Annotated in this window: 20 protein-coding genes; 12 read left to right on the forward strand and 8 right to left on the reverse strand. The window is 44.4% G+C overall.

Annotated elements, in window-relative coordinates; genetic code table 11:
* The first annotated feature begins 593 nt into the window (after positions 1-593).
* Positions 594-857: a DUF3146 family protein gene (locus BV372_RS11395; protein ID WP_086686623.1), complete on the forward strand. Its 264-nt coding sequence runs from the start codon at positions 594-596 to the stop codon at positions 855-857.
* Between the two features lie 32 nt (positions 858-889).
* Here BV372_RS11395 and BV372_RS11400 read toward each other — a convergent pair whose 3' ends face one another.
* From BV372_RS11400 to ntcA, 3 genes are all read right to left on the reverse strand, one after another.
* Positions 890-1,336 carry a pre-16S rRNA-processing nuclease YqgF gene (locus BV372_RS11400; protein ID WP_086686624.1) on the reverse strand — a complete coding sequence of 149 codons (447 nt, stop codon included), beginning with the start codon at positions 1,334-1,336 and terminating at the stop codon, positions 890-892.
* Between the two features lie 114 nt (positions 1,337-1,450).
* On the reverse strand, positions 1,451-2,944 hold the full coding sequence (locus BV372_RS11405; RefSeq protein ID WP_086686625.1) for a DUF3084 domain-containing protein: 1,494 nt from the start codon (positions 2,942-2,944) through the stop codon (positions 1,451-1,453).
* A gap of 170 nt (positions 2,945-3,114) precedes the next feature.
* On the reverse strand, positions 3,115-3,786 hold the full coding sequence (ntcA, locus tag BV372_RS11410) for a global nitrogen regulator NtcA (RefSeq protein ID WP_086686626.1): 672 nt from the start codon (positions 3,784-3,786) through the stop codon (positions 3,115-3,117).
* Positions 3,787-4,164: 378 nt separating this feature from the next.
* On the opposite strand from ntcA, the gene fabI reads away from it, so the two are divergent.
* The 6 genes from fabI to BV372_RS11445 all read left to right on the forward strand — a co-directional run bounded on the left by fabI (position 4,165) and on the right by BV372_RS11445 (position 11,941).
* Positions 4,165-4,941 carry an enoyl-ACP reductase FabI gene (gene fabI, locus BV372_RS11420; RefSeq protein ID WP_086686628.1) on the forward strand — a complete coding sequence of 259 codons (777 nt, stop codon included), beginning with the start codon at positions 4,165-4,167 and terminating at the stop codon, positions 4,939-4,941.
* 193 nt (positions 4,942-5,134) lie between these two features.
* Positions 5,135-5,779 (forward strand): imidazoleglycerol-phosphate dehydratase HisB, encoded by a 645-nt coding sequence (hisB, locus tag BV372_RS11425; RefSeq protein WP_086686629.1) that lies wholly within the window; start codon positions 5,135-5,137, stop codon positions 5,777-5,779.
* 198 nt (positions 5,780-5,977) lie between these two features.
* Entirely contained in the window at positions 5,978-6,964 is a 987-nt protein-coding gene (locus BV372_RS11430) for an ABC transporter ATP-binding protein (RefSeq protein ID WP_086686630.1), read from the forward strand.
* Between the two features lie 449 nt (positions 6,965-7,413).
* Positions 7,414-8,910 carry an SLBB domain-containing protein gene (locus BV372_RS11435; protein WP_086686631.1) on the forward strand — a complete coding sequence of 499 codons (1,497 nt, stop codon included), beginning with the start codon at positions 7,414-7,416 and terminating at the stop codon, positions 8,908-8,910.
* 122 nt (positions 8,911-9,032) lie between these two features.
* The gene (locus tag BV372_RS11440) at positions 9,033-10,676 is read left to right on the forward strand and encodes an alpha/beta hydrolase (RefSeq protein ID WP_086686643.1); all 1,644 of its coding nucleotides are present in this window, start codon (positions 9,033-9,035) and stop codon (positions 10,674-10,676) included.
* Between the two features lie 422 nt (positions 10,677-11,098).
* Positions 11,099-11,941 carry an SPFH domain-containing protein gene (locus BV372_RS11445; protein WP_086686632.1) on the forward strand — a complete coding sequence of 281 codons (843 nt, stop codon included), beginning with the start codon at positions 11,099-11,101 and terminating at the stop codon, positions 11,939-11,941.
* Here BV372_RS11445 and folP read toward each other — a convergent pair.
* Together folP and tpiA are read right to left on the reverse strand one after the other, a co-directional pair.
* Complete coding sequence (gene folP, locus BV372_RS11450; RefSeq protein WP_086686633.1) at positions 11,938-12,792, reverse strand: dihydropteroate synthase; 855 nt, start codon at positions 12,790-12,792, stop codon at positions 11,938-11,940. The two genes, BV372_RS11445 and folP, sit on opposite strands and share 4 nt — an antisense overlap.
* 184 nt (positions 12,793-12,976) lie before the next feature.
* Complete coding sequence (tpiA, locus tag BV372_RS11455; protein ID WP_086686644.1) at positions 12,977-13,702, reverse strand: triose-phosphate isomerase; 726 nt, start codon at positions 13,700-13,702, stop codon at positions 12,977-12,979.
* A 209-nt stretch (positions 13,703-13,911) separates the two neighbouring features.
* On the opposite strand from tpiA, the gene BV372_RS11460 reads away from it, so the two are divergent.
* From BV372_RS11460 to BV372_RS11475, 4 genes are all read left to right on the forward strand, one after another.
* Positions 13,912-15,387, forward strand: a complete 1,476-nt coding sequence (locus BV372_RS11460) for a GTP-binding protein (RefSeq protein ID WP_086686634.1) — start codon at positions 13,912-13,914, stop codon at positions 15,385-15,387.
* Between the two features lie 154 nt (positions 15,388-15,541).
* Positions 15,542-17,473 (forward strand): S9 family peptidase, encoded by a 1,932-nt coding sequence (locus BV372_RS11465; protein WP_086686635.1) that lies wholly within the window; start codon positions 15,542-15,544, stop codon positions 17,471-17,473.
* Positions 17,474-17,708: 235 nt separating this feature from the next.
* Positions 17,709-17,999 (forward strand): DNA-binding transcriptional regulator, encoded by a 291-nt coding sequence (locus BV372_RS11470; RefSeq protein ID WP_086686636.1) that lies wholly within the window; start codon positions 17,709-17,711, stop codon positions 17,997-17,999.
* Positions 17,996-21,574, forward strand: a complete 3,579-nt coding sequence (locus BV372_RS11475) for a PAS domain S-box protein (protein ID WP_179198053.1) — start codon at positions 17,996-17,998, stop codon at positions 21,572-21,574. The genes BV372_RS11470 and BV372_RS11475 overlap by 4 nt, the downstream gene beginning before the upstream one ends.
* Positions 21,575-21,857: 283 nt before the next feature.
* On the opposite strand, the gene BV372_RS11480 is transcribed toward BV372_RS11475, so the two are convergent.
* From BV372_RS11480 to shc, 3 genes are all read right to left on the reverse strand, one after another.
* The gene (locus BV372_RS11480) at positions 21,858-22,703 is read right to left on the reverse strand and encodes a class I SAM-dependent methyltransferase (protein ID WP_179198054.1); all 846 of its coding nucleotides are present in this window, start codon (positions 22,701-22,703) and stop codon (positions 21,858-21,860) included.
* Between the two features lie 186 nt (positions 22,704-22,889).
* Positions 22,890-23,285 (reverse strand): carboxymuconolactone decarboxylase family protein, encoded by a 396-nt coding sequence (locus BV372_RS11485; protein ID WP_086686639.1) that lies wholly within the window; start codon positions 23,283-23,285, stop codon positions 22,890-22,892.
* Positions 23,286-23,403: 118 nt separating this feature from the next.
* Positions 23,404-25,323 (reverse strand): squalene--hopene cyclase, encoded by a 1,920-nt coding sequence (shc, locus tag BV372_RS11490; protein ID WP_086686640.1) that lies wholly within the window; start codon positions 25,321-25,323, stop codon positions 23,404-23,406.
* 114 nt (positions 25,324-25,437) lie between these two features.
* Here shc and BV372_RS11495 point away from each other — a divergent pair, with 114 nt between their 5' ends.
* Entirely contained in the window at positions 25,438-26,604 is a 1,167-nt protein-coding gene (locus BV372_RS11495) for a glycosyltransferase (RefSeq protein WP_086686641.1), read from the forward strand.
* Positions 26,605-26,852 lie beyond the last annotated feature (248 nt).

A 26,852-nucleotide genomic window follows, 5' to 3' on the forward strand; every position in this document is an offset into this window, starting at 1 on the left:
TAATACCGATTCAAACAATGTTTGCGACAGATAAATCATTCCGAGGGCACAGCAGTGCTTATTGGTGTCAACTTAACGCGAAACCCATAGCCCGACTAGGAATGAATTCCCAGTCTCATAGCAAAAGTCATCTAAAGATGACTAAAAATTCTCACAAATCCCTAGTACTCCATCAAAATTAATGTGGTGGAGTACTAGTCTACTTCAGTAGACTTGAGCTATTAGCCTTGGAATGAATTCCAAGGCGGGTATGAAAGCCAGCAAATAAGCCATTTGTGGCTTAAGTTGACACCAATGAGCAGTGCTGTGCCCCTACCCATCTGTTGCATTCTTTTTTCAAATTGGTATAACAACCGAATAAATATTTATAACACAATTGACAAATTCAGAATCAATAGGAAAAACCCACTTTTTGTTCTAGCCTAAATTACCCCAAACTGGGGAAGCAAGCTTTGTTGTTGTAGCCGTGACTTCAGCCGTTAGGCTCAATTTACAAATACTCACTTTGCCACTTTCTCGATTTACGCTATGTTTGGTAATAAAAGAATTAGCCTACGTGGTTAACTTTAATTCTCAACATAACATCCAGCATTGTGAGTGCTAAACGTCTGCCAGAAACCATCGCCCATGTTAAAATTACTCGCCAATCTTGGCAACACGGCTTCCTTGAGGGTGAAGTGAGTGCGGGTGAGTATGAGTGGCAGTTCCAATGGCATTTTAGCCGGGGAGAACTGTCTGTGAAGCCTTCTCAAGGACGCGCTTTAATCAAAGAACCTTTAGGTCGCTTCTTGGAGAAACAAGATTACCAATTAGAGCCAGGAGGCGACTATGCTTTCACTATCCGAGCTGAGCTTTAGTGAAGCAGTTATTTAAGTCTTCCTAACTACTATTAATTGTTTACTGATTCAGCTAAACGATTTAAGTACCTTTCAATTAAGAGAATGGCAACAATGTCATCTATCGGTCGTGGGGGTTGCCGCATACCCTGAGGTAATAGCTTCGTTAGTCCCTTGGGTGGGTACATTTGCCAATAGCGATCGCGTGCTTCTAAAGTTGTGTAGCGCTCATCTATTAAAACAATATTTAGCGGTTCTGCTAATTCTTGACGCAGTTGTTGTTTCCATTGCTTGGCTGTAGTTTGGTCACCCATCACCATTAAGGATACAGGGAACTTCTGACGCAGGATTTCAATGGTAGCGATCGCTTCATTTGCAACCACAACTTGGTGATAATGCAGTTGTCGATCCAATCCAATCACTGCTAAACCACACTTATCTCGACCGGGATCAAAGCCTAAAATGACTGGTTGTGTCGGTGAGAATTCACGGAGAGTCATAGGAATTTAAATTCAAAATTTAAAATTTAATCACAAGTCTTTCATGAAGCTTTTTGACAATTGCCTATTTGCTTAAATAGGCTAGCATTCTACTCAGGTCTGTTAATTAATTTTTTAGGTGGTAAAAATAACTTGGCCGTTAACTATTGCCACCAGCTTTACTCTCAGCGGCCCGGCTGTAAAAGTGTTTTCAGCCGCGATCGCTTTGATTTCTAAAGGTTGATCAAATTGTCTCAATTGGGCAACAAACCGCAGGAAAGTACCATCTATTTGTACATTTTCAATTATTCCAGCATTACGGGCGCGAAATTGGGAAGCAGAAATCAGCAGATCTAGCCGCTGTCTTAGCTGATAAGATGTCATGGTTTTGGGATCGGCAGTAGTAGTAGCTAGTATCTGTCCCCCAGAAAAGACTAGTTGGTTTTTTGCCGTATCGGTAAAGAATTCTATCTGCTTTTCGCCTCTAACGTAATTCCCAGCAGAGAAAATTCGCATTACATATTCTCGACCGTCATCAATCTGCTTGATCAACTGCTCGATTCTATCCTGGGTAACGTGCAGTATCTCTACATTATTTCCTGTATTTGTCCCAGGTTCAGCTAATTCGAGGAGAGCATTCTGATTAGCTTCCTTTAGCAGTTGCGTCACTGCCTGACGCGCAGCCATAGGTTGGTTAACCTGAATTACAGCAGCAGCCAGAACTTGGCCCCGCACCAAAGCCAACTTTCCTAAACGTAGGTCACGGTAAGACTGATAATATTTTTCCAGCCTTGCAACTTCCTGTTCTAGATAGTTCTGTTGCTTTTCTAATTCTTTGAGACGAGATTCCCGCTTGGCAATGACTTGTTCACGTGCCGTAACTTCTAAATTGCGTTGTTGAATTAGTTGATCCAACTGCGAAATTTTTTGATCTCGCTGTTGAATCGCTTCTTGCCGATTAGCTAGTTCGCGATCGCGTTTGGCAATAGCTGTTTTGGCTTCATCAATAGCTTTTTTGGCTTCAGCGTACAGTCTTTGGCGTTCTATCTTACGTTGTTCAATTTCCGCCAGCAGATTCTTTTTCTCGTCGTAAACGCTTTGTAGTTCAGCTATTGCTTTTTGATATTGAGCTACAACTTGGCCTAATTGGCTTTGAGTGCGTTGCAGTTGAGTTTGGGTTTGAGCTTGTTGAGTGAGAGTGCGGTTGAGTTGGGCTTGTGTTGCCTGTTGTTTGGCATTAGCCGCCTGTAAGGACTGATTAATTACTTGTAAGTCTTTTTGAGCCTGGGTTTGTTCTTTCCTGGCTTGGTTTAGCTCACTCTCTACCTGGCTTTTCTGAGTTTCTGCCGTTTTTAGCTGTTCGCGTTTATTTCTGAGGTCCCTTTGAATATCCTCTAACTCAAAAACTCCTTTGCGCAATCCTTCATCCGCAGCAAACAAAATTGCCAGAGTTGAAGCTGAAATTAAAGTGCCAGTAAAAATAGTTACTAGTACAGCAGTATTTTTGGGACGTAACTTAAATAGAGAGAGGCGCGCCTTGCCAACTCGTGTGCCGATGCGATCGCCCACGGTGGCAAGCATGCCTCCCAGAATTAAAATTGCTGCAATGAGGATGTACCCAGTGGTCATCTTCAGCTACCGAAATGCTTCCAGATACAGCCTACTACTTTCAACCATTTTTTGTGGGGGATATAGAGATTGACAATAGCTGAATTTACTCAATTTTTTAGATCTAACTCCATTATGGGTGTGATCTCTAAAAAAACAACATGTGCCACCTCTGCTTCCCCCAATTGTTTTTAGGTAAATTGCCTACTTAAGGTAACAGGTTTATGCACAGTAATCTTTTTTTTGTGGATAGAAATCATCTTTTTTTCACGCAAATCTCCAAGTAACCTAGTTACGGTCACCCGAGTAGAACCAATTGCTTCCGCGATCGCCTGATGAGATAGCTTTAGATCAATTGTGATTCCATCAGCGCAAGGAACACCAAAATCGCGACAGAGAATTAACAAAAAACTCACTAACCTTGAACCCATATCTCGGTGTGCGAGGGTTTCAATCATCATCTCTGTTTGTAAAATTCGCGAAGACAGACCTCGCAGCATTAACATTGATAATTCTGGATTTTCCTTGAGTGCTTGCTCCACCTGTTCAATTGGATCTGACAGTAATTCTACTGGGGTAAATGCAACGGCATGGTAAAACCTATCTGACTTGTTTCCCGTCAGCAATGACAACACACCAAAAACACTATTTTCCCGCAGCAGTGCTACCGTTATTTCTTCTCCTGCTTCATACACCCTGGAAAGCTTAACAGCGCCTTTTAAAAGAAAATAAACTCGCTCAGCAGGATCGCCAGGAAAAAAGATCGTTTTATTGCGTTCAAACGTTTCTACAACCGGCGGAAACGCTCCGGTTGCCATCTGACGAAAAACATTTGCTAGGGCTTTATCTTGTGTCACGATCATCTCCCTTCCCCTACCCAATGCCGGAAAAACAAAAACTGATTACCTAAGAATACACCCGAAAAATCAATAAGGCACCGTCAACCTTTCTGTACTTTCCTATACTCAAAATCCCCGCTTCATAGTTATTTGTTTATAATGATACATAATTATTGATATTTTTAGCTAGGACTTTTTGAATAGTACTTATAATAGCTGTATTCAAAAGGTTTTTTAAAGAAAAAATCAAGATATCTTGAGAATATCTTAAGGAATAAACAATAATTTCATTGCCATAAACACTCTTATCAATAATCATTTTTACAAATCCTGTATAAAACAAAGTCAAACTAGCCTCAGATTCTAGTATGCTCCTAATGATTGTTCACACTAACAATTTCTATGCTAAATCTGACTGGAAAAAATGCCCTTGTTACAGGTATTGCAAATAACCGCTCAATCGCTTGGGGAATCGCTCAACAACTACACAAAGCTGGAGCTAACTTAGGTATTACCTACTTGCCAGATGAGCGGGGTAAGATGGAGAAGAAAGTTGCGGAATTGGTAGAACCTCTCAACCCCAGCTTATTCGTTCCATGTGATGTTCAAAACGATGAACAGATTCAGTCTACCTTTGAAACAATCCGCAGCAAGTGGGGCAAGCTAGACATTTTAATTCACTGTATGGCATTTGCCAATAAAGACGATTTGAGCGGGGATTTTAGCCAAACATCACGCGCTGGCTTCAACACGGCGCTACAAATTAGTACTTACTCGCTGGTGCAGTTAAGTGGTGCAGCCAAACCTTTAATGACAGAAGGAGGAAGTATCCTCACCCTTTCATATTTAGGAAGCGTTAGGGCAATTCCTAACTATAACATTATGGGAGTTGCCAAGGCAGGCTTGGAAGCAAGCGTACGTTATCTAGCTGCTGAACTGGGCCCACAAAATATTCGGGTAAATGCCATCTCTGCCGGACCCATCCGCACTTTGGCATCTAGTGCTGTGGGAGGCATTTTGGATATGATTCATCATGTGGAGCAAGTTGCTCCTCTGCGACGCACAGTCACCCAGCTAGAAGTAGGGAATACTGCGGCTTTCTTGTGTAGTGATTTGTCTAGTGGAATTACAGGACAAGTTCTATATGTGGATGCAGGATATGAAATTATGGGAATGTAGGAAGTCAAGGGTCAATAATCATTTGTCATTTGTTATTGGGCATTGGCATTGGGCTTCTCTGCGAGAGGCTGCGCCAACGGCTTTGCTCAGCCTAACAGGCATTTGACAAGAGTAATTTCTCCTTGTTCCCTTGTCCTCTTGCCCCTTTTCCCCTTGTCTCCCTTGCCCTTCCAATCCTTAGTCCCCATTAGTTATGCAAATCAGCGACCGTCAAGTTAACTTTCCCCAATACGACCAATCTCATCCCACTCCTCGGATTGCTTCTGTTCATCGCACTACTGGTGAAACTGATGTCCAAGTCACTATCAACCTTGATGGTACAGGGATTTGTAATGCTGCAACTGGTATTCCATTTTTGGATCATATGCTGCATCAAATCGCCTCTCATGGGTTGATTGACTTGGAAGTGCAAGCAAAGGGAGATTGGGAAATTGATGACCATCACACTAACGAAGATGTGGGCATTACCCTAGGCCAAGCTTTGAGTAAAGCACTAGGTGATAAAAAAGGCATTATCCGCTTTGGCAATTTTCTTGCGCCACTTGATGAAGCGTTAGTTCAAGTAGCACTGGACTTCTCTGGTAGGCCTCATCTCAGCTATGGTTTACAGATTCCTACTCAGCGAGTGGGAACCTATGATACCCAACTGGTAAGAGAATTTTTTGTGGCGTTGGTTAATCATAGCCAAATGACACTGCATATTCGTCAGCTAGATGGTATTAATTCTCATCACATTATTGAAGCTACCTTTAAGGCTTTTGCTAGAGCAACGCGGATAGCGGTGGAAATAGACCCCCGTCGTGCTGGCATGATTCCCAGTTCTAAAGGAGTTTTATAAACAAGCGAGTCCTAATGAGCAGAGAAGCAAGGGGGCCAGGGGGCAAGGGAGAAATAACTAATTACTTTTCTATTACCTATTGCCTTTTGACTCTTGACTCAGCACTTAGCACTCTTTCCAGCCAATGTTAGTTATTGGTAACCAATGGGTAATCTGTAATTGATACCAAGTTACTGCCTTAAGGTGCATGGAACCAAGATGAAGTCTGTTGCAGACGCTCCTGATTCTCAACTAAATACTCCCAATACTCCGCCAGTAGTATTAACATCTGAGTTGCGAAAAGTCTACCGTACTGGCTTTTGGATGCATCAAAAAGTTTTATCGCTCAAAAGTTGCTCTTTAACCGTTTACCAAGGAGAAACTTTTGGGCTACTGGGACCGAATGGTGCAGGTAAAACTACCCTGTTAAAACTATTGCTGGGAATTATCCGTCCTACTTCTGGACGAGGATTATTGCTGGGTAAACCATTAGGCGATCGCAGTGTTAAACAGTACATTGGTTACCTGCCAGAAAATCCCTATTTATATGACTATCTCACTGGTTGGGAATTTTTACAGCTAGCAGCTGGACTATTTCAAATTCCCTATAGTGTTCAACGCCAACGTATTCCCCAATTGCTCGAATTAGTCGGTTTATCTCAAGCTGATGCCCGTAAAAAACAGATGCGTCGCTACTCGAAGGGGATGCTACAGCGTGTGGGCATGGCACAGGCACTAATTAACGATCCTGAGTTGATCTTTTTAGATGAACCAATGTCTGGTCTTGATCCTGTGGGACGCTACCAAATGCGGGAAATTATTCTAAAACTCAAAGCCGCAGGCAAGACAATTTTTTTCAACAGCCATATTCTCAGTGAAGTAGAGCAACTTTGCGATCGCGTTGCTATTCTCGCCCAGGGTGAATTAATTTGCACTGGTTCCTTTCACGAGCTTTTAGGAAGCTCTAGCACATATCACATTAAAGGTCTAGGCGGCGATGAAGAATTTCTCCAACAATGGATGCCTGCTATAGTATTAAAGCCTGATGGTTCTTGGCAAGGTACACTACAACAAGATAATTACTATGATTTTCTCGCAAGTCTCCGCCTCATGGGAGGGCAAGTCATTGCTATGAACTTGTCTCGAATCTCCTTAGAGGAGTTTTTCATCCAACAAATCCAACAAAAAAATCATTCTGTCAAATAATTTAGATCGCTAAGACTATAGGGCAGATATCAATTTCCTAGCTTAAAATATTTCAAATAACCTTGATAGAAAGTTTTGGATTTTGAATTTTGTATAGCCGCAGTAATTTTGTTGCGAAATTGCGCTTAATTCTGAAAAACTTTACTTTCAGCTTGCTATAAATACGCAGTAGGTAGGTAAGGGATCAGAAGATTAGGGGAAATTTAATCCAGCCTGCAAAAAATGTAAATTGACTTTATAAGAAGATTTACTATCATTCTGTCTTTAAGGTGCTTCAACTTTAAGTTAGCTTTACTCAAAATTCAAACTTAATCAATAAATAGTCCTCCGGAAGGTCAAGTTTTTCTACGAAAATAAGAATGTTGGGGAACTTGAGTAATTAAGTATAGTCACGATTAAAATGTTTAGACAGTACTTTAGCAATTGTAGTTTCAGAGTCTCGGGTAAATATGCTTAATACAGGTTTGCTGAAAATACTCACCCAATCAAGTCTGGGTGTTGTCTTGTTAACGGCTGTCAATATCGCTGCGCCATCTGCCAGCCTAGCTCAGCGACAACCAGTATCACCTAATAGAAGACCAGTATTACCTAATACTCAGTTAACAACACCAACTACTACAACACCAGTAGGGACTAATATAGATACAAATTATACATTAGGAGGCGGTGACCTCATACGTGTAAATGTATTTGAAGTACCAGAATATACTGGTGAATACCAAATTCCCCCTGGTGGCTCAATCAACTTACCTTTAATTGGTAGTGTTTCTGTTCTAGGGTTAACTACCGAACAGGCTGCTGACGACATTGCTCAAAGATACGCCCGCTTTCTCAAACGCCCTCTAATTTCGGTTAACCTTTTATCACCTCGTCCAATAAATGTTTTTGTGGCAGGGGAAGTCACACGCCCAGGGGCTTACACTCTCAGCTTACAGGGAGGAGCCGGAAATAATCCAGGCGTACAATACCCAACGGTATTAGCTGCACTCACTACAGCTCAAGGCGTAACATTGGCAGCAGATGTAACTCAAGTTCAATTACGTCGCAAGCTAGGACGTTCTGGTGAGCAAACAATCTCACTAAATTTGAAAGAACTTATTCAAACAGGCAGAATTGGACCGGATATTACCTTACGGGATGGGGACACAATTGTTGTGCCAACTGCAACTACCTTCAATGTAGCAGAAGCACGTAATTTGTTTGCAGCTAACTTTGCTTCTGACCCCACCAAACCACGCACTGTAGCAATAATTGGCGAAGTTAACCGTCCTGGATCGTATCTTGTATCAGCAGGTAGTACAGATGGTCAAGGTGGTGGTACCGTCGGCAGTGGTCTGCCAACTTTAACACGAGCAATTCAACTAGCAGGGGGAATTACACCACAAGCTGATATTCGTAGTCTCAAGCTGCGTCGACCCACAAGAATTGGTACAGAACAAACTATAGATGTAAATCTCTGGCAGTTATTGCAGAGTGGTGATGCGAATCAAGATGTAATCGTCCAAGACGGAGATACAATTGTTATTCCCACTGCCACTGAGATTAATCCCGCAGAAGCTACTCAATTAGCTACGACTACGTTATCGCCCACAAGTATTCAAGTTGGAGTGGTAGGCGAAGTCAAAAAACCTGGAACTGTAGAAATTAGGCCGAATAGTTCGTTAAATCAAGCATTGCTTGCTGCTGGGGGATTTAACGATGCTAGAGCGAAAAGCGGTGCTGTAGATTTGATTCGTCTTAACCCTAATGGTTCTGTAACTAAACGTGTAGTACAAGTAGATTTCTCCCAAGGAATCAATGAGAAAACCAATCCTATACTCCGCAATAATGATGTGGTGGTAGTCAGCCGCAATGGCACAGCCAGAACTGGTGATGCCCTTGGTGTATTGTTCAATCCTATCGGTTCTGTCTTCGGTATTCTCAGAACTATATTCAGCGGATTTTAGATGTGACTATAAACTGGGGGCATTGGTTAAGTATTTCTGTCCCCAGACAGCAACAAAACCGAATTTTGACCAGTCATCGTTATGGGTTATGAACTATTAGTAACTAATAACTAATGGCTAATATGCATTTTCGGCTTGGCAGACAGCAACGTAAAATATCTTGGGTGCAAGGGTTATTGTGTAGCATGACTATTGCTCTAAGTTGGGCTATGGGAATGCCCAATACTTTAGCAGCCCAAAAGGTTATTATCCGCTTAGGTCCATTTCAGCAATCAATAGCGATCGCTGACTTAGAAAAATTTGCCAAAACAGGAAAACTGCCAGACAACCTCCAAATTTATGGTGTCTTACTGACCCCCCAAGTTAGAGAATTGCTCAATCGGCGTTTGGAAGTAGATCCAGATGTTGCAGACAAATTCTTCGATGATTTGGTGCGATCGCCACAAGGTCAACAATTAATTGCATCCCTAGGAGTAGCCATCCCAGGTAGTACGTTAGATGGACTGCAAACAGCACTCAACCTCTCTCTACGTCAAGTTAATGGTTTAAGTGCTGTTGGCTTCTTGCGAGCTTACCCAGAAGAGAATGTCACCATAGATGCGACTAAAGCCCTTGAAATCGCCATAGAATTCAACGCTAATTACCTGCAAAGCCAAGCCTTGGGAGCTTTATTAGAACGGGATCTTTTCGTAAAAAACACTACAGCCTTTCAACCGAGCTTCGATCCGGCTGCTATTGGCAAAGAAGTAGTACAGCAGCAAACACTGACTCTAGCAGACCAACAACGCAAAAGAACCATTCCTGTAGATATTTATTGGAGTAAAGGTAACGCACAAGCACCACTGGTTGTCATTTCCCACGGCTTTGGTGCCAACCGCAAATTTTTTGGCTATTTAGCGCGTCATCTCGCTTCTTATGGCATCACTGTTGCTGCTATTGAACACCCAGATAGTCAGGTTAGCTCTGTTAATAAAGGCTCACAACCAGACAATTTAGCGCAACTGCTACCCGCTACTGAATTTATTGAACGACCAAAAGACATCAGTTTCTTACTCAACGAATTAGCGAAGCTCAACAATCAATCAGGGCAATTTCAAGGAAAATTTAACACCGAAAATGCCACTGTAATCGGTCACTCTTTAGGAGGTTATACTGCCTTGGCGTTGCTTGGAGGAGAAGTAGATTTAGAAGAATTACGGCAATTCTGTAAAACTTCTCTCTCCTTCAACGAATCTCCTGGGGATTGGTTGCAGTGTGCAGCAGCTCCTTTAAAAGCGCAAAAACTCCAGCTAAAAGATGAGCGAGTCAAGAGTGCGATCGCCTTTAACCCTCTAATCGGCAAACTCTTTGGTAAAAAAGGTCTAACTCAAGTTACCAAGCCAGTATTATTTTTAACTGGAACTGAAGATGCCTTGACCCCAGCATTAAAGCACCAAGTAGCACCTTTCGTTCAACTGCGAGGTCCAAAGTATTTATTAACTGCGATTGGTGGTACTCACTTAAGTATTAGCGATCCCACCTATAGCGTTAGTACAGTCACTACCATTGTTAAAGAAAAGCGAGGCGAAGAAACTAATTCCCTACGTCAGTTGATTCGTGGTGTCACCTTAGCATTTGTTAAACAGTCAACTTCAGAAGCAAAAATTTACCAACCGTTTCTGACATCGGCTTACGCCCAATCTCTTTCTACACCTGAATTACCCTTACGTTTTAATTCTGATTTACCAGGAAGTATCAAAACTTGGCTGAGTTTTGTACCAAATTAATAGTTTTAATTATTAGATAATACAAAATCTTGAAATTTTTAGGTAAATATCTCGTATATTGTATGACGACACATCAGAATTTGAATAACTAAAATTATATTTTGTGTGTTGTGCGTGGAAGAGATCATTCATGAGAGTTAAATCTGCGATCGCGCAATCAGTGCCAAGAAATTCCAGAGGTATAGCTGAAAACTATTGTAATTACGAAGTTATACCTTGCCACTATGTAATCTAGGTGCTTTAATAGCGATCGCATTCAGCCAAACTCTCCTAACTGCACAAGGCGAACTGCGACTTGCGAGCGGATGTTGCTGTTGGTGTTCGGAAAATTACAGATTCAAAACATTAGACTTAGAGATAGGACAAGATAGTACCATGTCCTTTAAACTAAAATTTCTCCAAAAGCTAAATTAGGAGCAGATATGGAGCCAATCATTGCTATAGTCTTAGCGCTTATAGGTTATGCCTTAGGATCTGCAAAACTGATTAATCAAGGTAATGTAGCCTTGGTTGAACGATTAGGGCGATACCATCGAAAACTTAGTCCGGGGCTAAACTTCATTGTTCCCTTGGTCGATCAGATTGTCATGGAAGATACTACACGGGAGCAGTTTATAGATATCAAACCCCAGAGCGTAATTACTAAAGATAATATTTATCTGGAAGTTGATGCTATCCTCTACTGGCGTATCAAAGATATAGAAAAGAGCTTTTACGCAATTGATGACCTTCAAGGAGCACTTGTACAGCTGGCTCACACCACGCTTCGAGAAATCATTGCTCAGAATACGGTAGAAGAAACCAATGTCTCCCGATCAGAGATGGACAGAGCCATCTTAGACCAGTTGAATCATACAACGTCGGGTTGGGGAGTGGAAATTATTCGGTTAGATATTCAAAGCATTACACCACCTGAGAGTGTACGCAAGTCAATGGAAGAAGAGCGCGCCGCTGAAATCAAAAAACGCGCCCTCGTTTCCGAAGCAGAAGGAGAACGGCAAGCTGCGATTAAGAAAGCTGAAGGAACTATGACTTCAATGCAGATAATTGCTGAAGCTTTACGTACCAATCCTGAAAGTAAGGAAATTCTCCGTTATCTTGTTGCTCAAGACTACATAAATGCTAGCTACAGGCTGGGAGAAAGCCAGAATGCCAAAGTTGTCTTTGTAGATCCAGGTAAAGGCGGGGACTTGATGAAAGAGGTGATTGCCGAGTCAGTCACTCACGAAGGAAATGGCAAGGAGAATGGAAATGGTGCTACTTAATCTTGTGCTGACTGCCGACATATTGCATCGGTAACCAGCGACACATCTCGCATTTCTTTAACGTCATGAACTCGGAGGATATCAGCACCATTTACAATGGCAGCACAACACGCCGCCGCTGTTCCCCAGACTCGGGCTTTTGGATCTGGTTGATTTAAAATCCGACCAATAAAACTTTTACGGGATGGTCCTACTAAAATAGGACAGTTGAGCGCTCTCAATGACCGCAAGCGGCGAAAAATTTCTAAATTTTGTTCATAGTTCTTAGCAAAGCCAATACCAGGATCAATAATAATTTTTTGTGGGTTAATACCCGCAGCCGTTGCAGCCGCGATTTGCTTTGCTAGAAAACTATAAATTTCTGCTATTAAATCTTGATAATCAGTTTGTTGTTGCATAGTCTGCGGGTTACCCCGGATGTGCATCAACACAATAGGCACGCCCAAACTTGCGACTGTTGGTAACATTTGAGAGTCAAACGTGCCGCCAGAAATATCATTAATCATATCAGCCCCAGCCGCAACCGATGCTCTGGCTACATCTGCGCTAGTGGTATCTACAGAAATCGGTATATTAATTCCCGATCTTAGCTCGCGCACAACTGGTAGTACTCGCTCAATTTCTTCAGCAAGAGTTATTTGCGCTGCCCCTGGTCGAGTTGATTGACCACCTACATCAATCATATCCGCACCAGCTGCTACCAGTGCTTGTGCTTGTGTTAGAGCCGCAGTGGTATTGTTAAACTTACCGCCATCACTAAAGCTATCAGGCGTCACATTCAATACACCCATTAGATAAGTCTGCTGCCCCCATTGAAAACAGCGTTCCCGAATTATCAATTTAGTTGACATATTTTAATAGAGTGCTAAAGCACACCCAAAGCACTAAAGTGCTTACTACCTAACCTTCAAATTTGATGTGGACAAACATTAGTTACCAGGCTCAGCCTGGTAATGCGCTGACTGTAGTGAAGCAACAGCCCAAACAGCAGGCATTCCTTGGCAGAGCTAGGAAACGGAAAGATAGAATATGACACTACTTATGGTTCACAATCCTGGCGAAACTTTCAGGTTCTAGACTGGCTCCTCCTACTAAAACACCATCAATTTCTGGTTGAGCCATGATCTCATCAATATTATTGGGCTTAACCGAGCCACCATATTGAATCGATACATGAGGATTACTCAACTGGCTGCGAATTAGGCCAATGACCCGATTTGCCTCTGTTGCCTCACAAGTGTCGCCTGTCCCAATTGCCCAAATCGGTTCATAGGCAATCACCAAGTTATCCTGATCTACATTTACCAGGCCTTTGTTTAACTGGCTGATGATTAGTGCTTCAGTCTCTCCAGCATCTCGTTGTTGTTTAGTTTCGCCTACACATAGAATTGGGGTAAGACCGTACTTTTGCGCAGCTTTGAGGCGGAGGTTAACAGTTGCGTCTGTTTCACCAAAATATTGTCGTCGTTCACTATGACCGACAATCACAAAGCGTACACCACTTTCTGTGAGCATGGGACCAGAAATTTCACCAGTGTAGGCTCCATATTCTTCCCAATGAACATTTTGCGCCCCTAGCTGTACACGACTACCGTGCAAACTCTTGGATAAAATGCTTAAGTTAGTAAAAGGAGGGCACAATATAACTTCTCGATCTTGGGGAGTTTCCTCTAAGTGGGGCAAAAATCCCTGTAAAAAATCTTGGGACTCTGCCTGAGTTTTGAACATTTTCCAGTTACCGGCAATAACTATTTTCCGCACAGGTGATTTAGTCAAGTTCCTAACGCTACTAGATGCATTTTTCACTCTAGAACATTTTGCACCCCAAATTCTTGAGTTATTTACGGAAACCACAGCCGAACCTCTTTTGTAGGTGCGATGTCCTCTTAATTTCTCCTGTCCCAAACCCTTGCTAAAACAAACTAGGATCGGATACGAGGTAAATCCAAAATCTCAAATCTAAAATTCACATGAATTCCACATTGCCCGAACCTCATCACAGCAATTCGCCCAATACTGATGCCAATTCCCTCAACTGGGAGGAAGAACTAGATAGTGCCATTTTCAGTTTTGAAGACATTCAGACGGAACTTAACTATAAAAAGGCACAAACAGCATTACGAAATTTGGTAGCCAATCTCGACCTCTCCCCCCAGGAAAAGCGCGGTTTGGAGACAGAAATTGATGATTTGGAAACCATGCTGGGGAAGTTAGACCGCATGGTGGTACAGATTGCGGCTTTTGGCATGGTGGGACGGGGTAAATCTTCTTTACTTAATGCCTTAGTTGGTCAACCAGTGTTTGAAACTGGCCCCTTACACGGTGTCACTCGTGATGCTCAAAGAGTTAATTGGAGTATTAACGAGGAAGCAGTTGGCGAAACCGAACGCGCTTTGCGAGTTACTCTGCCAGCCGTAGGGCAATCTCAGGTGGAATTAATTGATACACCGGGATTAGATGAAATTGACGGTGATACCCGTGCAGCATTAGCTGAACAGGTGGCAAAACAAGCAGATTTAATTCTGTTTGTGATTTCTGGTGATATGACCAAAATTGAACAAATCGCTCTTTCGCAGTTACGGGAAGCTGGTAAACCGATAATTCTGGTGTTTAACAAAGTAGACCAGTACCCAGAAGCAGACAGGATGGCAATCTACCACAAAATTCGGGATGAAAGGGTAAAAGAATTAGTCTCACCCTTAGAAATTGTCATGGCGGCTGCATCACCCTTGGTGAAAACGGCGATTCTTCGTCCTGATGGTAGCAGGGGTTTGCAGTTGCGTACAGGTAATGCCCAAGTTGAGGAACTGAAGCTAAAAATCTTGGAGATTCTGCACCGTGAGGGTAAAGCCTTGGTGGCTTTGAATACGATGCTTTATGCGGATATAGTGAATGAGCAATTAGTGCAGCGAAAACTAACGATTCGGGAGCAGAATGCCAATCAGCTAATTTGGAAAGCTGTCATGACAAAGGCATTAGCGATCGCACTCAATCCTGTCACTGTAGTAGATATACTGAGTAGCATTGCCATTGATATTTTTCTAATTTTAGGTTTATCTAAACTCTACGGTATTCCCATGACTGAAGCTGGGGCTGTGCAATTGCTCCAAAAAATTGCTTTGAGTATGGGTGGGATCGGTGTCAGTGAGCTACTGGCAAATTTGGGATTAAGTGGGTTAAAAACTTTACTTGGTATCTCTGCATCAGCTACCGCTGGTGCTGCCATTGGCCCTTATATATCAGTAGCAGTAACTCAAGCTGGTGTAGCAGGTGTTTCATCCTATGGTATTGGACAAGTTACTAAAGCTTATTTAGCCAATGGTGCTACTTGGGGACCTGATGGACCGAAAGCAGTAATCAGTCGGATTTTGGCAACTTTAGATGAAGCTTCTATTCTCAACCGCATTAAAGAGGAATTGCTGCTCAAGGTCAAACTGAGAAATTGATTGAGATTTGGACTATTCCTACTCACCTTGGTTTCATAGCCGAGGTTTTTTGTTGTGTTGGGTAGTCATATTGTTAGGTATGGTAGAGTTTTGTATCTGCACGCAAAATGCGAGCGCGCTTGCTAAATTTTGAAAGCAGGGAGGCAGCTAGAGCATGATTAAACCAGAGATAGCATCTTATGGAGCTTGGCGATCGCCAATTACAACAGATTTAATTACTTCCCAAACCATTGGGTTAGGGCAAGTTGTTCTTGATGGTGAAGACATTTACTGGAGCGAATTGCGACCATCAGAACAAGGCAGGAATGTAATTGTCCGGTTGAAAGATGGTCAAACTCAGGATGTAACGCCTGCTGGCTACAACGTGCGTACCCGTGTTCATGAATATGGCGGAGCTTCTTTTTGTGTAGTTGATGGCACAGTTTACTTTTCTAACTTTGCCGACCAACGGCTTTATCGTCAATCTGCTGATAGCGAACCACAACCCATCACACCAGAAGTAGCTAAACGCTATGCAGACGCAATCTTTGACCATCAACGCCAGCGAATTATTTGCGTGTGCGAAGATCATACCGTTGCTGGACGGGAAGCCGTTAACACAGTGGTTAGCCTAGGGTTGACAGAAGATAGTACTCCACAGCAACTAGTTGGGGGTAACGATTTTTATGCCTCACCTCGCCTCAGTCCTGATGGTTCTCGCTTGGCTTGGCTGACTTGGAACCATCCTAATATGCCTTGGGATGGCACCGAACTTTGGGTAGCAGAAGTACAAGCAGACGGATTTTTAGGAAAAGCTCAACAAGTCGCAGGTGGTTTAGAGGAATCCATCTTTCAGCCGCAGTGGTCACCAGATGGCGCACTGTATTTTATAGGCGATCGCACAGGCTGGTGGAATCTCTATCGCTGGCAAAATGGCAGTGTGGAACCGTTGACTCAAATGAAAGCGGAGTTTGGTAAGCCTCTGTGGGTGTTAGGGATGCGTACCTTTGATTTTGAGTCATCAAATCGCATTATCTGCACTTATACTCAGCAAGGCATTTGGCATTTAGCTAGTCTCGATACCACAACAAAACAACTAGAATCTTTGCCAAACCCATACACAGACATATCTTCACTGCACACAGCCCCTGGTAAAGTAGTTTTTATCGCTGGTTCTCCGACTGAGCAGACAGCTATTGTGCAGTTAGACTTGGCAAGTAAAAAGCTAGAAGTGCTACGCCGCGCTATTGATGTGAAGATTGAGGCTGGTTATCTTTCATTACCCCAGGCGATTGCATACCCGACAGCTGATGGCAAGACAGGCTATGCGTTATATTATCCACCGCAAAATCATGATTACACTGCTCCAGTAGGGGAAAAACCGCCGCTGATTGTCAAAAGCCACGGTGGGCCTACAGCCGCAGCCGGGAGTAGTTTGAATTTTCGTATTCAATACTGGACTAGCCGAGGTATAGCAGTTTTAGATGTAAATTATGGTGGTAGCACTGGCTATGGAAGGGAGTACCGTCAAAGATTAGATGGTCAGTGGGGAATTGTTGATGTCGATGATTGTGTCGATGGTGCGCGTTACTTGGTAGAACGAGGAGAAGTAGACGGTAATCGCCTAGCAATTTCTGGTGGTAGTGCTGGTGGTTATACAACCCTGTGTGCTTTAACTTTCCGCAATACTTTTAAAGCCGGAGCCAGCCACTACGGAGTTAGTGACTTAGAAGCCTTAGCGCGAGATACCCATAAATTTGAGTCAAGATATTTAGATCGCTTGATTGGTGCTTATCCAGAACAGCGCGAGATTTATCAAGAGCGATCGCCGATTAATTTTACCGAACGTCTTGCTTCTCCGGTGATTTTTTTCCAAGGATTGGAAGACCAAGTAGTACCACCTAACCAGACAGAAGCAATGGTTACCGCATTGCGGGTTAAAGGTGTACCAGTGGCGTACCTTCCCTTTGAAGGTGAGCAGCATGGCTTCCGGCGAGCAGAGAATATCAAGCGTTCTTTGGAAGGGGAACTCTACTTTTACTCGCGGATTTTCGGTTTTGAATTGGCTGAATCTATTGAACCTGTAGCGATTGAAAACTTTAGTTAGACTACACAACGTGTAAAATTTAACTCTAGTTGTTCTGCTTAATTGTTTGTGACATAATTATAAATTTTCTCCACCGCTTACTTAGATGTAATTGGTGAAATTTTGAACAACCTAAATTTGATTGAGCATTGCTAACGGAATTGCAAAAAAACAGTCTAGTCTTGAGATGGATTGTTTATTTGCCAAAACTAACCAAAATTTATAGAAATAAAGGACTTTCTAAAGTTTGAGTCGTATGCCTTTCCATCAGGATTACCTTGGTGTTGAACAACCCACCGTGGGTCAATTGATTCGGGAACTCCGGCAAACCCTGAAGCTGACACAGGAGAAGTTTGCGACTCAACTTGGTGTCACATTTCCAACGATCGCTCGCTGGGACAATGGACATACGGCTCCTTCTTATTTGGCACTTAAGCAAATTCACACTCTGCTAAACCAATTATCTGAGTTACCTGATGCCGCCTTACGGAAATGCAGTCAGACAATTCGAGAAAAAAACTTTCCGATAAAGGATCTGCAAGCATGAAGGCAGAGGAACACAAGGTTTGGGCTGAAAACTTCTTTGTTGGTGGTGGCGAGATAGGTGCATTGTTGAGATCGCACGATTGGTCGCAAACGCAGCTAGGGGCTGTGGAAACCTGGCCGGACAGCCTGAAAACGGCTGTGCAGATCATGTTGACAGAACTCGATCGAGCCAAGCCGCCCGAAAAAGCGCAGCTAGAATCCGATCTGCTGCTGGTTAGCACATCAACAGATGCCTTACGTCAAGCTGCCCAAGCCGATGCGTTTCGAGTCAAGCTCACCAATGCGCTACGTTTGCTGACTGATGCTAATGAGATTCAGGCGATCGCAGCCCGCATTTTGGGCGAGTTTCTAGACGCAAGCCGCGTCATTTACATTGAAGTGTTATCGAGCGGCAAAGAGGTTATCGTTCATAAAAACTACACAAACGGCGTTGCCGAATTGAGCGGGCTGTACCATCTAGAAGACTTCGGACGCAACCTAACAGATGACCATCGAGCGGGGCAAACGGCGATCGTTCCTGATGTAGCAAACTACCCCAAATACACAGCCAGCGAGAAGGCAAGGTATCGAGCAATTGATATTGCCGCGCATATTGATGTGCCGCTGATCAAGAATAATCAATTTGTTGCCTTGCTAGCGGTGCATCAGGCAAAACCTCGCCCGTGGACGAATGACGAGGTAAAACGAGTCGAGGAAACAGCAGAGCAGACATGGGCAGCCGTTGAACGTGCCCGTGCCGAAGCAGCATCACGCCAGAGCCGCGCCGAACTCGAACGGCAACTGCGAAAGTTCGACGCGATCGTCGCTGCAATTCCCGATTTTATTTACACCTTTGATTTGGCAGGACGGTTCACCTATATCAGCCCGGCGTTGCTCAATCTTTGGCAGAAAACTGCGGATGAAGCTTTGGGAAAGAACTTTTTTGAACTGGATTATCCAACCGATTTAGCGACCAGACTTCAGGAACAGATTCAACAGGTAATCGCCACGCGCCAGTCGCTCAAAGACGAAACACCCTACACTAGCGCCATCGGTAGACGCGCTTATGAATACATTTTCGTGCCACTTTTGGGCATAAATGGCGCAGTAGAAGCAGTGGCAGGCGTGACGCGAGACATCACTGATCGCCAACGGGTAGAAGCAGCCTTGCGCCAAAGCGAGGAACAGACTCGGAATATTCTGGAGAGCATCGCTGAAGCTTTCTTTGCCCTGGATGAGAACTGGCAGTTTACTTACATGAATCCATCTGCCGAAACACTACTAGATCGCACTCCAGGCGATTTAGTTGGCAAGAATTTGTGGGTAGAATATCCAGGACTGATTGGCAATGAGTTGGCGCAGGTATACTGGAGCGCCATGCAAGATCGTGTGGCTGGGTCAATGACCGCGTTTTACCCGGATCACAATCGCTGGTACGAGGTTCGCACCTACCCCGCCCCAAACGGTATTACCGTTTATTTCAGCAACATCACAGAGCGCAAACAAGCCGAACGACAAGTGGAGTTTTTGACCGAGTTAAGCCGAAGACTCAGCACGGTGAAGGATGCAGTGGAAATTAACCGCATCGTCACGCGCGAAGTTGGAACGTTTTTGAACGGGCATCGCTGTTATTATCTCGATGTCACGCCGGGTGGCAGCCAGGTAACGGTTTTACCCGATTGGCGGCTCGACGGCTCAGATCTTGCCGGAACTTATGACCTCGCCCTTTTCGGCGCGAAGGAATGGTGGGAAACAGCGGCACGTCAACCGTTCGGGATTGACGACGTGAATACACATCCGTGGACAAAGGATTTTGCCGACAATTACACGCTCATTAATCTGCAATCCTACGTCATCGCACCGTTTGTCCGTGAAGGGCGTTGGGTGGCTTCGATCGGAGTTAGTTCCGACAAGCCGCGCCATTGGACGGCGGATGAGATGTTGTTGCTGGAAAACGTTGCGGCGCGTGTCGCTCCGCTGATCGAACGCGCCCGCGCCGAAGCAGCCTTGCGCGACAGTGAAAACCGCTTCCGCATGGCTCTAGAAGCTGCCCAATTAGGCACCTGGGACTGGAATTTCATTACCAACCAATTGATTTGGGATGAGGGTTGTAAAGCCATGTTTGGCTTACCACCAGAAGCCGAGAGCAGCATTGAGGTCTTTTTTGCCGGACTGCACCCCGACGATCGCGAACGACTAGAACAGGTGCTGCAATGGACTTTGAATCCAAAAAGCAGCGGCAAGTATGACGTAGAATATCGCACGATCGGGATTCAGGATGGAGTTGAACGGTGGATTGCGGCCAGAGGACAGGCTTACTTTGATGCTGCCAATCATCCCCAACGCTTTGTCGGCACTGTGCTCAATATCACTGAGCAAAAACGCATTGAGGCAGAACGAGAACAACTCCTTGCCCGCGAACAAGCTGCAAGAGAGGCAGCCGATCGCGCCAACCGGATCAAAGATGAGTTTTTGGCGGTGCTGTCCCATGAATTGCGATCGCCTCTCAACCCGATCTTGGGCTGGGCGCGCTTACTACAAAACGGCAACCTGAGCGAAGCCCGCAGAGTCGAAGCTTTGAAAACTATTGAGCGCAATGCCAATCTACAGACGCAACTAATCGAAGACTTGCTCGACATCTCCCGCATTATGCAGGGCAAACTTAGCTTAACAGTGGCTCCGGTCAGTTTGATCTTTGTGATTTGTGCCGCCGTTGAAACGGTGCGTTTGGCAGCAGAAGCAAGAAATATTGCGATCGCTCTCGATCTAGACTCTGAGATCGCTCCGATTTCTGGCGATGCAGTCCGCTTGCAGCAAGTGGTGTGGAATTTGCTTACCAATGCAGTGAAGTTCACACCTAACAGCGGACAAGTGACCGTTGAACTGCGGCAACTCGACGGGCTAGCCCAGATTCGGGTAATCGATACAGGCAAGGGCATCAATCCACAGTTTTTGTCCCATGTATTTGAGTATTTTCGGCAAGAAGACAGCTCAACGACACGCAAATTTGGCGGGTTGGGATTGGGGCTAGCGATCGCGCGGCAAATTGTAGAAATGCACGGAGGCACGGTTACAGCAGAAAGTCAGGGTGAGAATCATGGTGCAACCTTCATCGTGCAATTGCCCTTGATGCAGCAGACAACAGCGATGCCTGCGGCAAGAGCAAAGCTCAACGCATCCGAGCCAATCCACACACAGACAGAAGCAGAAGTGCCTTTAAACGGCGTTCAAATTTTGCTGGTGGATGATGAGCCAGATACCCGCGAGTTCCAAGCATTTGTGCTGTCACAAAGCGGGGCAAATGTCACAGCTGTCGCTTCTGGCTTAGAAGCTTTGCAAGCTCTAGAGCAGTTCACTTTTGACGTGCTAGTGAGTGACATAGGCATGGCTTTTATGGACGGCTATATGCTGATGCAGCAGATTCGCTCTCGCCCACCAAATCAAGGAGGAACCATTCGGGCGATCGCACTGACTGCTTATGCCGCAGAAATTGACCGACAAAAAGCACTTCAGGTAGGATTTCAAGCTCACATGACCAAACCTGTAGAGCCAGAGGAGTTAGTCAGAGCGATCGCAAACTTGCTAGAACGCAACTAAAGGACTTCCAACTTAAAAAATATCCTATCGCTTTGTTGGCAGGGAGCAGGAGGAAAGAATTAGGGACAAATCATTTGTATCAGGTATGAAGTGAAATGGTATCAGGACTTACGCACGGGTTACGGAAAATCGAACCACAGAGGCGCAGAGGTCACAGAGAAATGAGAGTTTGAGAGGTTTTTTGCGTAAGTCCTAAGTATAAGTCTTGATTTTATGGGGCGGCAAAGTATTTAATCGGGTCATATAGGAATCGGATTTGATTATTGAAAAAATCTACGTATAGTTAGACTGCGTTTTTACGAGCAACAGCCATGATGTGAGCACTCGTTCCCAACACAGATGGTTCAGTTTCTAGCCAACGGATAGCTTTGAGAAGACGTTCACGACGAACTGGCTCATTCCAGTGTTCTTTAAAATTTTGTAGTAACCAGCCTGGCCCTTCAATAGCTAACGTTATTTGATCATCGAAACCTGCTGCTTCCATCTCAGCTTTGAGTTCATCAGGATGATGTAAAAAGGCTTTTGTGAAGTAAGCAGGATGATTGTTTGGGTTGCGGTGTTGACCGTCAATCAAATCCTGTTGCACAATCTCCACAAATTCAGGGTCATCTAAATAACCCTGAAATAATCCATCTAAGGTCGAAGCAAAGCGAGAAATTCCCACAGCAAAGACAAGACCCCCACTTTTTAAAATGCGGTGAGCTTCACGCAGAGCCTGTATTCTATCTGTGCGCTCAGTCAAGTGATATAAAGGCCCAAGTAGGAGAACAGCATCAACACTATCATCTGCCCGATTTAATTGACGAGCATCTCCAACCGCCAAACTAGCTAGAGGATAATTTGGTTGCGTTTGTGCAAAGCGTTGAGCTTGCTCAATGTGCAAAGCAACCGCATCAATAAGATGAACTTCATAGCCTTGTTGGGCAAGCCAGTAAGAATAAATACCAGCGCCACCACCAACATCAAAGATAACCGCAGGTGCAGCAGGTAGGTAACGGCTGAGAATTTCTTGGGTTCGAGCTAATTCCAGCACACCTGTACCTCGTGATAACCGCTCTTGCTCGTGACCACTTCCGTAATGGATTAAAGCCTCATCTGAAAGCAGGCTATCAAAATCAGATAATGACACTAGATTAATTCCTTAAATTACAGCTACAAATTATTCTCCCTGACTCTGCTGCTGTACAGCGAACCTGAAAGAATTAGGGTTAATGTTGTAACCAATACCTCCCCATCCCTAGACGAGTCAGCTAAGACTTGTCTAGGTCGGGATTATTTACAAGATTGAGAACTTACTGCGATCGCTCTACTTGATTTAGTGATTCTTAAATTGTTCATCCACAGGAATTTTATAACCATCAGCAAGGCGATTAGTCATATTCGCAGTGCCAACGATCGCTAACAGTTCACCAAACATGGTATCGCTCATGCCCTTAGCCCGTCCTGAGGCACTGTGTGAGGCAATGCAGTAATCACAACTATTTGTTACACTCACAGCGATGTAAATTAGTTCGCGCATCAGTGGATCAATCTCACCTGGACTAGTCATCACTTCCTTCACTGCTTGCCAAGTGCGTTGCAGCGTCGGAGGATGATTGGCGATCGCTTTCCAAAAATTGTTGATATATTCAGTCTGGCGCGTGGCACGGATGTCGTCATATACAGCCCGCACTTCATCGCTAGCGTCTTCGTATTCGATTAGATTTGTCATTTGTCATTTGTCATTTGTTATTGGTCATTTGTCATTAGTTATTTTTCCCTTCTCCCATTTCTCCCAACACTTCCCACACTCCCCACACTCCCAACACTTCCCACCCTCCCCACACTCCCTATCCCCTACCCCCTAAGACTGAGCGATAGCGACCGAGTGCAATTAAAGGAAAATACTGTTGATAGAGGTGATATTTCAGATAAAAATGGCTGGGGAAGCCTGTACCTGTAAAGTCTGCCTCGAACCAAGTGCCATCAGGCTTTTGGGTTGCCAACAGGTAGCTAATTCCTTTTTCAATGGCATCAAGAGCGAATTTGCCAGTTGCTTCACCTGCTGCTATTAGCCCAATTAAAGCCCAAGCTGTTTGGGAAGCAGTACTAGTGCCTTGTCCTTTAAGGCTAGGATCGTCATAGCTGCGGCAAGTTTCACCCCAGCCACCATCAGGGTTTTGGCAACCAACTAACCAAGCTGCCCCCCTTTCGATACTATTTTTATGAGTTTGAGGTGCAACTAAGGCAAGAGCCGAGAGAACGCCACTGGTGCCATAAATATAATTTACTCCCCAACGACCAAACCAGCAGCCTTCGGGTTCTTGTTCGCGGAGAATGTAGGCGATCGCTTTTTCAAAATTCTGAGTATCTATTGATAGGTTACAAGCACCCAGCATTTCCAGTACCCTGGCGGTGACATCAGCCGTGTTCGGGTCAATCATGGCTTTTAAGTCGCCATAGGGCACAGCGTTAAGCCATTCTTGATCGTTGTCGAGGTCGAAAGCTGCCCAGCCACCAGGTTTACACTGCATGGAAGCAATCCAGTTTAATCCGCGTGCGATCGCTGCTTGCTTTAATTTTTCATTCGGGAGTTTCGCTTGATGTAGCGCCATCACCACAACAGCCGAATCGTCTACATCTGGGTAAAAGCGATTGTCAAACTCAAATGCCCAAGCACCTGGTTTTCCTTGGCGATTTTTGACATTCCAATCACCATAATCAAGAATTTGCTTGTTGATTAACCATTCTCCCGCTTGCACCACAGCAGGATCATCTGGAGCAAAACCAGAATCTACTAAAGCACGAATTGCCCAGGCTGTATCCCAAACTGGGGAAACACAAGGTTGGACGCAGTAGCTATCTGCTGTTTCAATCGCAAAGTTATCAACTGCTTTTAATCCCCGTTCTACAATTGGGTCGGCTGCGTCATAACCCAAACAGCGCAAAGCTAACAGAGAATTGAGCATGGCGGGAATAATCCCGCCCCAATCACCTGTAGCTTCTTGGCGTTCGATAATCCATTTTTCTGCGGCTTTGATGCTTTCGTCGCGGAAAGGAACGAAATTCAAGCTTTCTGCCAACTTGAATCCTTGATCGAGAGTGATAAATAAATCAGTCCAATTGCCACTACGAGGTAATTCCCACTGGACGCGATCGCGACCTTCAGCATAAAGTTCGTCTACGGTAATAGCTGGGTCAATCTGAAACACAGGTTTACTGTCACAGACAATCAACAGCGGTACAGTACTCGATCTGGCCCAACTCGACATTTCGTAGATATTGACGGGGAAAGCATTGGGCAGAAGCATAATCCAAGGCGGTAGTGAGGGAATGCCGCGCCAGTCATAGCATCCAATCAGGGCCAGGTGTAGCTTAGTAAAGATGCGAGTTTTACTGATGCCACCGCGTTGGAGAATAAAGGCTTTAGCCTTGAGCATTGCTGGATCGGTGGCGGGAACACCTAACAGTTTCAAAGCCATGTAAGCTTCCACCGAGGTACTCAGTTCTCCTCCATCCCCGTAAAACAGTTCCCAGCCTCCATGCTGCCGTTGTTGAGCACGCAAGTAGGTTTCAACTTTGTGTAGGGGTCTGGTGCTATCTGTGCCCCAAATTTTATGCAGGAGGACAGCTTCAGCAGTAATAGTGACATTAGATTCCAACTCTGCCCACCAGTAACCTGCCGGATTTTGAATTGACAGCAGATATTTTTGGCTGGCTGCGATCGCCGCTGCGACTTGATTGACTGTTACCCTGTCTTGAGTTTGCATCAAATACTATTCCACCTCACCAATAGTATAAATACCGCAGTACGGAGAAAAATATTTTCTCACAATCAGCAGACATAGTATCCTGTCTGAGGCATTGAGAATGGGCAACAAGTCATGGTGGGATTTGTATTAGCGCTAACAGTTTTATCTTTAGTGATTTGGATAGGATTACTGAGTTTACGGGGGCAGTTTTGGCGATCTGATCAGAAATTAGAAGCGACAGAAATACCGCTACGATCTTTGCCGAGGATTTGCGTGGTCATTCCGGCGCGTAACGAAGCTGATTTACTGCCAATCACTCTGCGATCGCTGCTAACTCAAGATTATCCTGGTGATTTTAACGTTTTTTTGGTAGACGACCGCAGCACCGACGGTACAGCCGATTTTGCGCAAGGGGTTGCTTGCGCCTTGAATAAACCCGAAAAATTGCATATTATTTCCGGCAAATCCCTAGCGCCTGGTTGGAGTGGCAAACTCTGGGCAGTTGAGCAAGGTATTCAAATAGCTACTGAATTTACACCCGATTATTTTTTACTTACAGATGCAGATATTGAACATGACTTGGGCAGTCTCCGCCGACTAGTAGCAAAAGCTGAACAAGAAGATTTAGACCTAGTTTCGGTGATGGTGCGCCTTAGATGCGAAAGCTTTTGGGAACGACTTTTAATTCCGGCTTTTGTGTTTTTCTTTCAAAAACTCTACCCTTTCCGCTGGGTTAATCAGCCCCAAAATGCCACTGCTGCTGCTGCTGGCGGGTCTATTTTGATTCGTAAACAAGCACTTGAGCGCATTGGGGGAATTGCAGCAATTCGCCAAGCTTTAATTGATGATTGTGCCTTAGCAAAAGCTGTCAAAGGAACTGGGGGACAAGGGCGAATTTGGTTAGGACTGAGTGCTTTAACTCGGAGTTTACGTCCCTATACAACCCTAGATACAGTTTGGGATATGGTGGCGCGTACTGCTTACACCCAACTAAATTATTCTCCATTGCTATTAGTTGGCACAGTCGTAGCTATGACTTTAATTTATTTAATTCCACCTGTCGCTGCTATTTTAGGCGGTTTGACAGGAAATTGGGTGATCGCCCTCACTGGTTTATCAGCTTGGCTATTGATGACCTTAGCTTACTTTCCTACTATCCGCTTTTATAAATGTCCTGCTTGGCTAGCTTTTTGTTTACCTGCGATCGCCTTTCTTTATACATTAATGACCATAGATTCAGCTATACGTCACTGGCAAGGACGCGGCGGTGCTTGGAAAGGTCGCGTTTACCCTGGATGAGGCTTTGATACTCGTGAATGAGTCTTTGATACTCGTGAATGAGTCTTTGATACTCGTGAATGAGTCTTTGATACTCGCGGACGAGTCTTTGATACTCGCGGACGAGCCTTTGATACTCGTGAACGAGTCTTTGATACTCGTGAATGAGTCTTTAATACTCGCGGACGAGTCTTTGATACTCGTGAATGACGCCTAATGTGAATTAGAAAAAAAGGCGGGAGAAGTAAGAAGATGAAAGTTACCAGCAA

Origin of the sequence: Nostoc sp. T09 (assembly GCF_002154695.1) — a bacterium.
GTDB lineage: Bacteria > Cyanobacteriota > Cyanobacteriia > Cyanobacteriales > Nostocaceae > Aulosira.